The organism is Pseudochrobactrum albidum (assembly GCF_051851455.1).
Classification (GTDB): domain Bacteria; phylum Pseudomonadota; class Alphaproteobacteria; order Rhizobiales; family Rhizobiaceae; genus Pseudochrobactrum.
Window position 1 is genome coordinate 73,748 of record NZ_JBPVTR010000021.1, and the last position, 12,839, is coordinate 86,586.

Below are 12,839 nucleotides of genomic sequence, written 5' to 3' on the forward strand. Positions count from 1 at the left end.
GTCCTGTTTTGCATTCACATTCAGCCTGCCCTTCTCAGCCGGCAGGCCTGTTCATTCTCCCCGTTCTGCTTCTATGGTTTTTAAAATTGCTGCCAGACATTCTGCCCAGCGCAATTGCCCTGCCCGATCAGCAATTTCATTGTTACGAATTTCAACCATGGCACAAAGATCACCCCGCTTACGGGCATGATGCTCCGGCGTAAAATAAACACGATCGGCAGGAGAATAAGGCTGGTTCACACCAATATTGATTTTTGATCCTTCACATTGCTTGCGCAAAGCGGCAATCATCGCGGCGCCCAGCCGGTCATCCGCATCATGAATAATGCCTATTTCCCACGGCCGCCCCACACCTTTATAAACCGGCGTATAAGAGTGAATGGTTATCATCCGGCTTTCCTGTCCGCGTATTTTTCGCGCCTCAATCTCCGCTTCAATCCTGTCATGAAAAGGCCGGTACGACAGCGCAATGCGCTCCTCACGTTCAGCCTCAGATAAATTGTGATTACCCGGAATGACTGTATACTCACTTATTTCCGGAATAAGATCAGGGGCGCCAAGCGGCCTGTTGCAATCAATCAATAAACGTGAAAAACCGGCCTCAATCAAAGTGGCATCCAGCAAACGGCTCATATGCCGCGCCACTTCCGCAGCCCCCGGATCCCACGCAATATGCGCCGCAAGATCAGCCTCCCCCAAACCGAGACGCGCAAATTTCTGCGGTATAAAATTGGTGGCATGTTCACAAATCAGCAAATAGGGGCTTGTTCCCTGCCCGTTTACAACAAAGACAGGTGATATAACCTCATCCTGCCCGCCAATCTGCGCACAAGCGGCATCGCCGCGGGAATCCTGCTCCCCCATCATTCCGTTCCCCTCACGCAATCGTAAATTTTAATACTTTACGTATGTAACTTATGTTACATTATTTGTTATTTTGCGCTATTGCGGATTATTTCATACATAATATTATCTTTTGTCAAATAGTATTTTTGAATGGTTTAAAACCGGCGCAAATCTCAAATCCGCATGCCGCAAACGGAACAATGAATGATAAATATCACCGCCAGCATCGCCGAACTTATCACCGAGCGTATTGATATGATGCCGCCGGGTGAGCGCCATGCCGCCCAAACACTGATTGCCAATTATCCGCTTCTTGGCTTGAAAACCGTTGCCGAATTTTCAGCACAAGCCGGTGTCAGCTCACCGACAATCCTGCGTTTTATCAATCGGCTTGGTTTCCAGAACTATCCGGATTTTCAGGCAAAACTGCAAAATGAACTGGCAGCACAGCTGCAATCTCCGCATAATCGCAATGAGAACCGGCAAAGCCAGCCGGCTTCCGCCTATCCCGCAGTTGAGCACAGCCTGAAAAATATCCGTGAAACATTTCGCCATATCAGTGAAAAACAGCTTGGCGATATTGTCAGCTCACTGGCAAAATCACGTGGCAATATTTATCTTATCGGCGGTCGTTTTACAGACCCTGTCGCTCAATATATGGCTGCTCATATGACAGTCATCCGTCCGCATGTTTTTCATATTTCCGGACAGGAAAGCGCATGGCGCGACCGGCTTCTTGATATGGGAAAAAAAGATGTGCTGATTGTTTTTGACATCCGCCGTTATCAGGAAAGCCTTTTACATCTGGCAGAAACCGCCAAAAACCGTGGCGTGGAAATTCTTCTGATCACAGATCAATGGCTCTCGCCCATTGCCCGTTTTGCCCGCCATGTGCTGGCAGGACGCACAGAGGTGCCCTCTGCATGGGATTCCTCTGCCGCGCTGTTTGTGCTGGCTGAAAGCATCATCCGCGAATTGACAAAGCAGCTGGAACAAGACAGTGCCGCCCGTATCAGGGAGCTGGAAAGCCTGCGCTCCGGCAAAACAGGTTGATTTACCAATATATTATCCGGCAAAACAGGTTGATTTACCAATATATTATAAAAATCATCCGGTTATGCAAAGTGTCTCCGGTCATATTCCTCACACATAATTGCGATACGGAATTCTTCTCTTTCAACCATTGATATTTCAATGTATTGGCTGGATTAACTTTAATCAGGCATATCATGCAATGGGGGAGGCACGGCATGATATGCCTGTGGCGCTGCTCCGGCCTGATGGCACAGAGCACAAGCATTTTGCTTCAGGAAATTGAAAATGACAGATTCCTCCACCGGCGTGCTGGATGCCCCTGTATCCGCAATCGCTGAAAAGCCTTCCTCTGATAAAACTTCGGCGACAACCAATTTCAAACTGGTTCTGCTAGCTCTGGCCATGGGGGGCTTTGCCATCGGCACAACAGAATTTGCCGCCATGAGCCTTCTGCCCTATTTTTCTGCAGGGCTTGGCATTGATGAGCCTACCGCAGGCCATGTCATCAGCGCCTATGCGCTTGGTGTTGTTGTGGGGGCGCCGGTTCTTGCAGTGTTTTTTGCCCGCATGTCGCGCCGCACACTGGCTGTGGGGTTAATGGCGGTTTTTGCACTCGCCAATATTCTCAGTGCATTATCACCCAGCTATTACTGGATGCTGTTATTCCGCTTTATCAGCGGCTTGCCTCATGGCGCCTATTTTGGAGTTGCCGCATTGATGGCCGCATCTCTCGTGCCGGTTAACCGCCGCGCCTGGGCGGTAGGTCGCGTTATGCTCGGCCTCTCCATTGCCACGGTCATCGGGGTGCCTTTTGCCACATGGCTCGGGCAGCACCTTGGCTGGCGCTGGGGCTTTGCTGTAACCGGCTTTCTCGCAACGCTGACATTTCTCATGATTCTGGCCTTTGCACCCAAGGATCCGCCTCATCCGGGCGCAACGCCGCTGCGTGAATTATCAGCATTGAAAAACCGTCAGGTCTGGCTCACCCTCGGCATTGGCGCTATCGGCTTTGGCGGCATGTTTGCGGTTTATTCCTATCTTGCATCAACACTTCTGGAAGTCACAGGCGTACCACCTTACTGGGTGCCGGTGGTGCTGACCATTTTTGGCATCGGCATGACCTGCGGCACGCTGATCGGCTCATGGGGCGCTGATCGCGCGCTCATGCCGACTGCCGGCCTTCTCTTGCTGTTCAATGCCGTTTTTCTGGCAATTTTTCCCTTCGTTGTTCATAATGTTTTTATTCTTACCGGCCTTGTTTTTCTGGTCGGCTGCACCGGCGGCCTTGGCACGGTGCTGCAGACCCGCCTGATGGATGTGGCAAAAGATGCGCAAACGCTTGCCGCAGCACTCAATCACAGTGCTTTCAATGTGGCCAATGCCTTGGGCCCCTGGCTTGCAGGGCTTTCCATTGCGGCAGGTTATGGCTTTGCATCATCGGGCTTTGTTGGCTGTGCGCTGGCACTGGGCGGCCTGTTCATCTGGGCTGTTGCCTTGCGCGATGCCAAGCGCAACGGCATCTGAACTGCTGATTATCTTAAGTGAAAGACGTTGAGGCCATTCAAAATAGATTACCAGAAACCGAACTGTCAGTCCGGAGATACATTATATACTGACAGTTCATTTATCTTAACGCTGATGATGCGCCACAAACCCTCTTATTCAGAATAACACTTACCTGCTGCAATGGCCTAAATGCAGGATAATGATCTTATTCAGATGCGACGCACGAATGGCCTTATCTGATCTCAAACCATTCGTGCCACAAAATTATCAGCTTAACACCACGCACAAATTGGCGTACATCCCCCTCCGACCGAAGGCGTCAGCAACCTCATTCTTACCGGAAGCAACCTCTAGCAACTCACATCGCGTGCTTATTCATCACGGGCAGAGATATTAAGTGCTGCGCTGCCTTGCGGTTTTTGAACCTGTGGTGACGGTTTTTCATTGTTGGAAAAATGCTGATCCATTTCTGAAGAAAGTAATTCTTCAAACGAAAGACCATTATCCGCGCTAAGATCTTTGGTTGAAAGGGCTTCAGCAACAGCATTTTCCAGATCAAGTTCAAAATCCGCCTGCGGAGCAGCCGGAGATGCTTTGCCCTGAGCGGGAGCCATGGGTGTTTCAAATGCCGGTTCTTTCTGGGCGGTACGGGCAACCGGTGTGGCGCGCTGCAAGGCGAGCGGCTTATTTTCGGCTTGCGCTGAGCCCGGGCGCACATTGTCAAGCGAGGAACTAGCGCTGCGATTATTATTGAGTTTTGCTGCGGCAATCAGCTCTTGCTGGGCTGCATTATTAGCGGCGGCAAGGCCGGATGTGGCAGCAACAACGCCGCGTGATACCTGACCAAGCGGATAGGCCGGATGCAGTTTGGGAGCTGTTGTTTCAGTTTTGCGCGGTGCTTGCGCCTGTTGCTGGCGTGCGGCTGCCATTTGTTGTGTATGGGTTTGCAATGGCTGGTTCTGGCTTTGAAGCTGAGACTGATTTTGTGCCTGAACCTGCGGTTGAGCCTGAGCTTGCGCCGGGTGCATTTGCACTGCAGGTGCAGGATTATGAATTGCAGCTCCCGGATTTTCAGCCACTGGCTGATAGGGCGGCACGGCAGCAATAATATCAGCGGCAGGCATTGCGGCAGGGCTAATCGCCGGAGCCGGATTTTGTGGCTGCGGGGCTATCATATCGGGAGCGGAGAAATCACCCTGCCGGCCGCGGAAAGCCTGTGCATCGTGATGGGGTTCTTGATGATTGCCAATATTGGTTTCAATAACAATATCAGATGGGCCGCCGATCAGAATCAGATGTTCCACATCATCACGACGCACCAGAACCAGCCGACGCTGACCATCAATAGCCGCGGCATCGGTAACGGTTAAACGTGGCGCTGTATCGTAAGTCTTGTTAATATCGGTGCTTGCTGTCATGCGTTTGATGGCAGAAAAAATAAACAAGACAGCCACCAGAAAAATTACGAAAAGCCCGATAAAGCTGATTATATGAGCTGCATTTTCACCAACAAGCCCGCTCAGCCAGTCTGTCATATCCAATCGTCCTTATAAGAATCATATAAATATCCGCACTGTCTCATAATCGGTTCATGCGAATAATTATAGAATTTGCAGGTTTAAATGCTCCGTATCAGACAATGCTGCCGGACAGGGTATATTATGCGAGCATTCCTGCAAAAATCTGCAGGGATTTTATATCAGGAAATGCAGAGATCTGTTTTAAAATCTGTTCAGAGCATATTGATGCGCCGGAAAAATGATTGCTATCTACAATAAATATAAAAATTTATAACAGATTAAAGTCTAAAACATAATTGACGCTTTGCAAATCCTCTTTAATGGCTGAAAAGATCGGTTTTTTATCAATTTCATTGTAAAATTAAGCTCTTGTGAAGCTGAATGATTGATAATGTCTTTTCAGCATTTTCACTGCTTTTGAAGAAAGCTCTTGAGAAAAACACCGCAGGCAATTGCAGGTTACAGGTGCAGCTAACAGGAAAAATGGCATTACATATGGCAAAAGCGCCCGTTGAGGGATAATTCTGTTTGACTGCAAGATAGCCGGAAGCATAATCCGCAAAATCTTATCAGATATGCTGATAAGGGATTGCTTTAAAATTATATCTGAAGAATGTGTAACTGTTTTTGGAACGGAATATGGCGTCTAAAACCAAAAGGCAGAATATTTACGGTTGAAAAAGGTAACTGCATTTATTCATCCTGTCATTATCGGCCATATATCGGCCATTAAACCGCAATGCCTGGAAGCTGCATAAGGGCAAGATCTGCGGTGCAATCTGTTAAACTGCCGGTTTTCGGCGCAGAAAAAGGGATATTGGGGCTTATGTCTCAGCCAGCACGGACTAAATTTTTTCAAAAAACCTCAGCGCCTGCCAGAAAAAATCCCGCTGCTTTCAGATTGCTGACACTGGGCATTTTATTAATTGCGGTTGCCGGTTTTTATTTTGCGTTTCGTGAGCAGCTTGGTGATGCTTTCCTGCTGATTTTGCTGGGGATTTTATCTGTCACTGGTGTGTTTTGTCTTATTGGCTGGGCAACGGGCTTGTTGCAGTTCAGCCCGCGTGAAGAGCATGACGATGTGGTGGACAGCCTTCTGGATTCCATGCCGGAGGGCACTGTGATTACTGATGCCAAAGGGCGCATTGTTTATGCCAACCGGGCTTATGCACAGATGATGGGCGCGCAAAGCCCGGCAGAATTGCAGACATTGGATGCGGTGCTGGCGGGTGAGCCTTCTGCGCTGGAAGCCGTGTACCGGCTGAACAATGCCGTGCGCGATGGCCTTGCGGCGCAAGAAGAGATCCGCCTGATCAGCCCTGCGGCTAAGGGCATGGAAAGCGCCGCTTGGTACCGTGTCAAGGCGCGGCCGGTGATTGCGCCGCAGACCAATCCGCTTGATGAGGCGGCAGGCCCGCTTTTTGCATGGCAGATTACCGATATTTCTGAAGAGCGCGCTGAACAGGAACGGTTTTTTCAGGATTTGCAGGAAGCCATTGATCATCTTGACCATGCCCCTGCCGGTTTCTTCTCTGCCGATATGCATGGCCGCATTATTTATATTAATGCAACATTAGCGGAATGGCTTGGCATTGACCTGACAAAATTTACCGCAGGCTCTCTGACCATGCAGGATATTGTGGCAGGCAATGGCATGTCGCTGATCAATGCCGTGCGTGCTGATCCGGGCTCCAGCCGCAATACGGTTATTGATCTTGATCTGACCAAAAGCAACGGCCAGAGCCTGGCAGTGCGCTTTTATCACCGTGTGCAGCAGCCGCGTGACGGCTCACGCGGCACCAGCCGCACCATTGTATTGAACCGCGCCGAGGGTAATGATTCATCGGCTGCACAGCGTTCGGCTGAAGTGCGCTTCACGCGTTTCTTTAATTCTGCGCCAATGGCTATTGCCTCGGTGGATGTGAATGGCCGTATTCTTGCAACCAATGCGCGCTTTCTGGATATTTTTGGCCCTGATGCAGAGCGCGATACGCTTGATCAGCAGGTTTCGCTGGAAAGTGTGGTGCATCCGCGTGATCGGGAGGCAATCTCCCATGCTCTGGCCTCGGCTTTTGACGGACAGGCGCGGATTTCTCCGGTGGATACGGTGCTGCCGGGCAATGAGGAGCGCCATATCCGCTTTTATGTGAGCCCGGTTTCAGATGTCGGCGGTGAGGCCGCGGAGGAAGCCGCCATTGTTTCTGCGGTTGAAACCACAGAGCAGAAGGCACTGGAAGGGCAGATGGCACAAAGCCAGAAAATGCAGGCTGTGGGGCAGCTTGCCGGTGGTATTGCCCATGACTTCAACAATGTGCTGACGGCAATTATCATGTCTTCAGATTTGCTTTTGAGCAATCACCGCGCGTCTGATCCGTCTTTTCCGGATATTATGAATATTAAGCAAAATGCCAATCGCGCCGCATCACTGGTGCGCCAGTTGCTGGCCTTCTCGCGCCGCCAGACATTGCGTCCGGAAGTGCTGGATCTCACCGATGTATTGGCTGATCTGCGCATGTTGCTGGCGCGTCTGGTGGGCACTGATATTGCATTGAAAATTGAGCATGGCCGCGATTTGTGGCCGGTGAAGGCAGATCTTGGCCAGTTTGAGCAGGTTGCGGTTAATCTGGTGGTCAATGCCCGTGATGCAATGCCTGATGGCGGCACAATCACCATCCGCACCCGCAATGTGGCTGCCAAAGAAATATCCGGTCTTGCCTATCGCGAATTGCCGGAAGCTGATTATGTGCTTTATAAGGTGGAGGATACAGGTACCGGTATTCCTGCGGATATTCTTGCCAAAATCTTTGAGCCTTTCTTTACAACAAAAGAAGTAGGCAAAGGCACAGGTCTTGGCCTGTCTATGGTCTATGGCATTATCAAGCAGACAGGTGGTTTCATTTTTTGTGATTCTGTGTTGGGTAAAGGCACAATATTCCGCATTTTCCTGCCGCGCTTTGTAGAAGAGAAGGCACAGCAGACAATTGCTGCACAGGTTGAGGAGGCAGGCAGCGGACATGCGGCTGCGCCCAAACCTGCTATTGTTGAAAAGAAAACAGAAAAACAGCTTGATCTTTCCGGTTCTGCCACGGTTTTGCTGGTTGAGGATGAAGATGCGGTACGTATGGGGGGCGTGCGCGCCTTGCAGACCCGCGGCTATACGGTGCATGAGGCTTCGTCCGGCATTGAGGCGCTGGAAGTGCTGGAGGAACTCGAAGGCAAGGTTGATATTATTGTCTCGGATGTGGTTATGCCGGAAATGGATGGCCCGACACTGTTAAGAGAGTTGCGTAAATCCTATCCAAATATTAAGTTTATTTTCGTTTCAGGCTATGCTGAAGATGCTTTTGCAAAGAATCTGCCGGAAGATGCACAATTCGGTTTCTTGCCAAAGCCATTTTCGCTCAAGCAGCTGGCAACAGCTGTTAAAGAGATGCTGGAAAAAGAAAACTGAGTTTCTGAGCAGCCATTGGCTGTTTGGATACCGGAAAACTGCCGCGCAATAATGCGTGCGGGGGCTTGATATTGTTTAAAGATGTTCCGTTGCGGGACAGTATTGGAGGAAGAAATGCGTCTGTCTTTATTATCCGGGGTCGCTATTGCTGCAACACTTGCATTTGCTTCCCAGGCTCAGGCCGATATTACCATCGGTTTGATTGCACCGGTAACCGGCAGCGTGGCTGCCTATGGTATTCAGGTAAAGAACGGTGCCGAGACTGCTGTTGAAAATATCAATAAAAATGGCGGTATTCTGGGTGAAAAAGTTGTTTTGAAACTTGTGGACGACGCTGCTGATCCAAAACAGGGTGTTTCCGCTGCCAATCAGCTGATTGGTGATGGTGTTAAATTTGTCGTGGGGCCGGTAACATCGGGTTCCGCAATGGCGGTTTCTGATGCATTGGCAGAGGCCGGTGTTGTTATGGTAACGCCAACTGCAACAGCGCCAAGCCTGACCAATCGCGGATTGGAAAATGTATTCCGTACCTGTGGCCGTGATGATCAGCAGGCTGTGGTTGCCGCTGAATATGTGGCCAAAAATCTGAGCGACAAAAAAGTCGGCGTTCTGCATGACAAGGCGCCATATGGTCAGGGTCTTGCAGACAGCTTTAAAGACAGCCTCAATAAAGCAGGTGTGAAAGAGGTTCTTTATGAATCCCTGACACCTGGTGAAAAAGATCTGAGCGCTCTTGTGAGCAAGATCAAAAATAGCGGCGTGGAAGTGTTGTATTTTGGCGGTTACCATCCGGAGGCTGGTCTTTTGTCGCGCCAGCTTGCTGATCAGGGCGTAAAACTGCTGCTGATCGGTGGTGAAGGTCTTTCCAACACTGAATATTGGGCGATTGCCGGAGATACGGGCGCCGGCACATTGTTTACCAATGCTGTCGATTCAACCCAGAACCCTGCCGCTGCCGAGGCAGTTGAGGCACTGAAGGCCAAGAATATTGCACCGGAAGTCTTTACACTGAATGGCTATGCGGCTGTGCAGGTGCTGAAAGACGGCATTGAAAAAGTGGGCAAGGCTGATGATCCGGCAGCTGTGGCTGAAGCCTTGCATAACGGCCTTGAAGCCAAGACGATTATTGGCAATCTTACCTATGATAAAAATGGCGATCTTACCTCGCCGACCTTTGTGATTTACAAATGGGAAGACGGCAAGATCGTCGCCAACTGATTGCAGTTGTTTGTTTATAAGACCGGCGGGATTTTCATCCCGCCGGTATTTTTATTTAAAAATAATATAGCTTTTTACAGAGTGCTCATCAGGAAATTTATGCACTTTTACGATCTGTCTTGTGCTTAAAAATTATTTAATACGTGCATAAATTTATACCAATTATAGCAATGCAGCCTTATAAAGCTATATTTTAAACCTATTTTTTAAATCTTCCTTCTATCCTTCGAAACTTATTTAACGAATAAACATAATATCTTTTCTGTAAAAATTTTCGTATTTTTTGTTGTATTTAACGTAAAATAATAAAATTATTATTATTTAAAAATATTTATGAGATTGCACTTCTTTTTATGTCTTATACCGCTGATAAAAGACTTTATGACGCAATAATATTTCTCAACAACTTGCGTCATATCGGCTAGAATGGAAAAGACAGAACAGCGATTCAACTTCGGAGTGCAGCATGATTTTCAAGGCAACGACTCTTCTGGTCTGCGTATTGTTTCTCTGTGTGCCGCTCTCTGTATTTCTGGCGGCTTTTGCCGAACGCAAATATCTGGAATCAAAATCCGGTGCGCATTATGCCGAGCTTAAGGCTTTTGGCGTGTGGGTGGTTTCATTAATTGTAATTTTGAGTGCAATTGTGATCTTGCTCAACCTGTTTGCCGGCTATTTTTGACCGCTCAAACATACAGGCTGCACTTATATAGCCACTATGGCAACATGGGTTTTTGATGTTGTCTTTTCGCTTATAGCCATTGCCCATTAAAGCCATGCAAAACGGCATCACACTTATGCTGGAAAACTCTATCCGGGTTTTATTATGTATGAAAAACGCACTGATCCGCTCATTAGCCGCATGAAATTTTTACAGCGCATGGCACAGCATTTGTTTTATGTGTTTGCCCTTATGGCTGTTTCTATTCTTTTGGGGGCGATCGGATTTATCCTGTTTGAGGATTTCGGGCTTGAGGATGCAATACTGCACTCGGCCTTTATTCTCAGCGGGTTCGGACTTGTCAGCGTGCCGGCCACAACCGGCGGAAAAATGTTTGCCGGTATTTATGGCTTTTATGCCAATATCTTTTTTCTTGCAGGCTTCAGTATAATATTTGCGCCGATCACCCACCGCATCCTGCATAAATTACATATGGATGATGGCGAATAACAGAAAAATTGCATGAATAGTCGCATAGCTTGCCATAAGATTGAACAAGGGAAGGCATTTTGCCTTCCCCTCTTAGAACCATATTCAAATATTTTTATTCAAAGTTCAACGCCGCGCATAAAAGCTGTCAGATTACCGCCAAGCTGATCGCAAATATAACCACCTTCCTGCACAATAACGGTTGGCAGTTTCAAGCCGGAGCATTTTTGTGCAATCCGTGTGAACCCCTCTTCATTAACCTTAAAACCGCCAAAGGGATCATGCTCTGAAGCATCAAGCCCCAATGCCAGCACAAGTGCACCGGGGCGATAAGCGCGGATGCGATCCAGCGCCATATCAAGAGCAGCCAGAAATTCAGCATTGCCCGAACCACGCGCCAGCGGCAGATTGTAATTATAGCCAAGGCCTGCCCCCTCGCCGCGTTCAGACGCATATCCCCAGAAAAACGGATAAAACACAGACGGATCAACATGGATGGAAACCGTCATAACATCGGCGCGGTGATAAAAAATACCCTGTGTGCCGTTGCCGTGATGCAGATCAACATCGAGAATAACCACACGGTCATGGCTCTCACGCAGCAATTGCGCCGCAATGGCTGAATTGTTGAGAAAACAAAAACCGCCGGCCATATCCGCATAAGCATGATGCCCCGGCGGGCGGCATAATGCATAGGCCGCAGGCGCGCCATTCTGCACCAGCCGTGTAGCTTCGATGGCCGTTTGCGCACTCCAATAGGCAGAGTTCCATGTATCGGCAGCAATCGGGCATGCTGTATCAGCCATATGATAACCCGCACGGCCAACGGGTGATGCTGGATAGGAAAAATCTCGCCGGTTAGGGTGAATATTCGGAATAACTTCCTGCGATGCACCGCTGATTTGCTGCCATTGCCCGTAAATAACCTGCAAAAACTCCAGATATTCCGGGCTGTGAACCGCACTGATAGCTGCCAGCCCATGATCACGGCTGCCAACCAGCTGCAAGCCTGCATCTTTTGCGCCTGTCAACAGCCGCCGGACACGCTCCGGAACTTCAGGATTGGGCTTGCGTGCGCCTGCCGATAAAAACATCGCCGGATCATGGGCGGTTTGCGGCTCGGCAAAGGTAAATTTCATAAAACAGTCTCCTCCACATATTACGAATGAGGAAACTACGGACAGCTTTGCTGAATTGCAAATAAAAACAAATCACTGTTACGTCACGGCATTTTCCGCTTTTCACACAAGCGGTCAGATATTCTGTGCCGCAAGTTCAAAAACAAGCCCGTCATAAGCCGGCTCAATATGATCCGGCATGGCATTGCGTACCGTTTCATAATCAAGCGGCACATGCATATGGGTGAGAATGGCGCGGCGCGGCTGCAAGCGCCTTATCCATTCCAGCGCCTCATCAAGGCTGAAATGGCTCGGATGCGGCTTGTATTGCAGCGCATCAATCAGCAACACGTCCAAACCTTGCAAACGTGCCGCAGTTTCCGGCGGAAAAGCATTGACATCAGAGCAATAGGCAACATTGCCAATACGAAAACCAAGGCTGGTAATATCGCCATGCACCATTGGCATGGCCTGAAAACAGATAGCGCCGCCTGCCCCGTTTATGGTAAAATGCCCGGTATTACCAATCTCATGCGCTTTTAAAATCGGCGGATAGCTGGAGCCGAAAGGCGTGGCAAAGCAATAGCCAAAAGCCTCATAAAGCCGGTTGAGTGTCAACCGGTTGGCATAGACAGGCATCAGTTTTTTACTATCAAGCACAAAACTGCGCAGATCATCAATACCGTGAATATGATCCGCATGAGGGTGGGTATAGACCACGCCATCAAGATGGCGCTCAGGCTTGCCTTCCAGCCCGTCAATAATCTGCGAACGAAAATCCGGCCCTGTATCAATAACCACCCGCGTTGTGCCGGTGCTGCTCACACGCTCAACCATCATGGATGCCCGGCGTCGGCGGTTTTTTGAATTAAGCGGATTACACTTTCCCCAATCGCCATTCGGCCGCGGCACACCAGGAGAAGAACCACAACCAAGAACTGTAAAGCGATAGAAATCAGACATTTATCAATCCGCTATATATTTCTCTTTTAATA

General features: G+C 49.1%; 10 protein-coding genes. 6 read left to right on the forward strand and 4 right to left on the reverse strand.

The window, feature by feature from the left end; genetic code table 11:
* Positions 1-51: 51 nt before the first annotated feature.
* A complete protein-coding gene (locus ACSTTO_RS06140) occupies positions 52-867 on the reverse strand; it encodes an N-formylglutamate amidohydrolase (RefSeq protein WP_439272261.1) in 816 nt (271 codons plus the stop codon).
* A gap of 183 nt (positions 868-1,050) precedes the next feature.
* On the opposite strand from ACSTTO_RS06140, the gene ACSTTO_RS06145 reads away from it, so the two are divergent.
* Positions 1,051-1,899: a MurR/RpiR family transcriptional regulator gene (locus tag ACSTTO_RS06145; RefSeq protein WP_439272263.1), complete on the forward strand. Its 849-nt coding sequence runs from the start codon at positions 1,051-1,053 to the stop codon at positions 1,897-1,899.
* Between the two features lie 267 nt (positions 1,900-2,166).
* Positions 2,167-3,405 (forward strand): MFS transporter, encoded by a 1,239-nt coding sequence (locus tag ACSTTO_RS06150; RefSeq protein WP_439272264.1) that lies wholly within the window; start codon positions 2,167-2,169, stop codon positions 3,403-3,405.
* Positions 3,406-3,758: 353 nt separating this feature from the next.
* Here ACSTTO_RS06150 and ACSTTO_RS06155 read toward each other — a convergent pair whose 3' ends face one another.
* Positions 3,759-4,922: a hypothetical protein gene (locus tag ACSTTO_RS06155; RefSeq protein WP_439272266.1), complete on the reverse strand. Its 1,164-nt coding sequence runs from the start codon at positions 4,920-4,922 to the stop codon at positions 3,759-3,761.
* An 811-nt stretch (positions 4,923-5,733) separates the two neighbouring features.
* On the opposite strand from ACSTTO_RS06155, the gene cckA reads away from it, so the two are divergent.
* The 4 genes from cckA (at position 5,734) to ACSTTO_RS06175 (ending at position 10,747) form a co-directional block, all read left to right on the forward strand.
* Complete coding sequence (cckA, locus tag ACSTTO_RS06160; protein WP_439272267.1) at positions 5,734-8,358, forward strand: cell cycle histidine kinase CckA; 2,625 nt, start codon at positions 5,734-5,736, stop codon at positions 8,356-8,358.
* Between the two features lie 114 nt (positions 8,359-8,472).
* Positions 8,473-9,576, forward strand: coding sequence for a branched-chain amino acid ABC transporter substrate-binding protein (locus ACSTTO_RS06165; RefSeq protein ID WP_439272269.1), 1,104 nt, complete (start codon positions 8,473-8,475; stop codon positions 9,574-9,576).
* Between the two features lie 466 nt (positions 9,577-10,042).
* Entirely contained in the window at positions 10,043-10,258 is a 216-nt protein-coding gene (locus ACSTTO_RS06170) for a hypothetical protein (protein ID WP_439272271.1), read from the forward strand.
* Positions 10,259-10,402: 144 nt separating this feature from the next.
* On the forward strand, positions 10,403-10,747 hold the full coding sequence (locus ACSTTO_RS06175; RefSeq protein WP_439272273.1) for a hypothetical protein: 345 nt from the start codon (positions 10,403-10,405) through the stop codon (positions 10,745-10,747).
* A 98-nt stretch (positions 10,748-10,845) separates the two neighbouring features.
* Here ACSTTO_RS06175 and ACSTTO_RS06180 read toward each other — a convergent pair whose 3' ends face one another.
* Positions 10,846-11,865 (reverse strand): histone deacetylase family protein, encoded by a 1,020-nt coding sequence (locus ACSTTO_RS06180; RefSeq protein WP_439272275.1) that lies wholly within the window; start codon positions 11,863-11,865, stop codon positions 10,846-10,848.
* Positions 11,866-11,979: 114 nt separating this feature from the next.
* A complete protein-coding gene (locus ACSTTO_RS06185; protein WP_439272276.1) occupies positions 11,980-12,807 on the reverse strand; it encodes an MBL fold metallo-hydrolase in 828 nt (275 codons plus the stop codon).
* Positions 12,808-12,839 lie beyond the last annotated feature (32 nt).

Bases quoted from the DNA above. Each gene is read 5' to 3' on its own strand.
- ACSTTO_RS06145 (WP_439272263.1), top strand. From the start codon at position 1,051: ATGATAAATATCACCGCCAGCATCGCCGAACTTATCACCGAGCGTATT.
- ACSTTO_RS06185 (WP_439272276.1), bottom strand. From the start codon at position 12,807: ATGTCTGATTTCTATCGCTTTACAGTTCTTGGTTGTGGTTCTTCTCCT.
- ACSTTO_RS06150 (WP_439272264.1), top strand. From the start codon at position 2,167: ATGACAGATTCCTCCACCGGCGTGCTGGATGCCCCTGTATCCGCAATC.
- ACSTTO_RS06155 (WP_439272266.1), bottom strand. From the start codon at position 4,922: ATGACAGACTGGCTGAGCGGGCTTGTTGGTGAAAATGCAGCTCATATA.
- ACSTTO_RS06180 (WP_439272275.1), bottom strand. From the start codon at position 11,865: ATGAAATTTACCTTTGCCGAGCCGCAAACCGCCCATGATCCGGCGATG.
- cckA (WP_439272267.1), top strand. From the start codon at position 5,734: ATGTCTCAGCCAGCACGGACTAAATTTTTTCAAAAAACCTCAGCGCCT.
- ACSTTO_RS06165 (WP_439272269.1), top strand. From the start codon at position 8,473: ATGCGTCTGTCTTTATTATCCGGGGTCGCTATTGCTGCAACACTTGCA.
- ACSTTO_RS06170 (WP_439272271.1), top strand. From the start codon at position 10,043: ATGATTTTCAAGGCAACGACTCTTCTGGTCTGCGTATTGTTTCTCTGT.
- ACSTTO_RS06140 (WP_439272261.1), bottom strand. From the start codon at position 867: ATGATGGGGGAGCAGGATTCCCGCGGCGATGCCGCTTGTGCGCAGATT.
- ACSTTO_RS06175 (WP_439272273.1), top strand. From the start codon at position 10,403: ATGTATGAAAAACGCACTGATCCGCTCATTAGCCGCATGAAATTTTTA.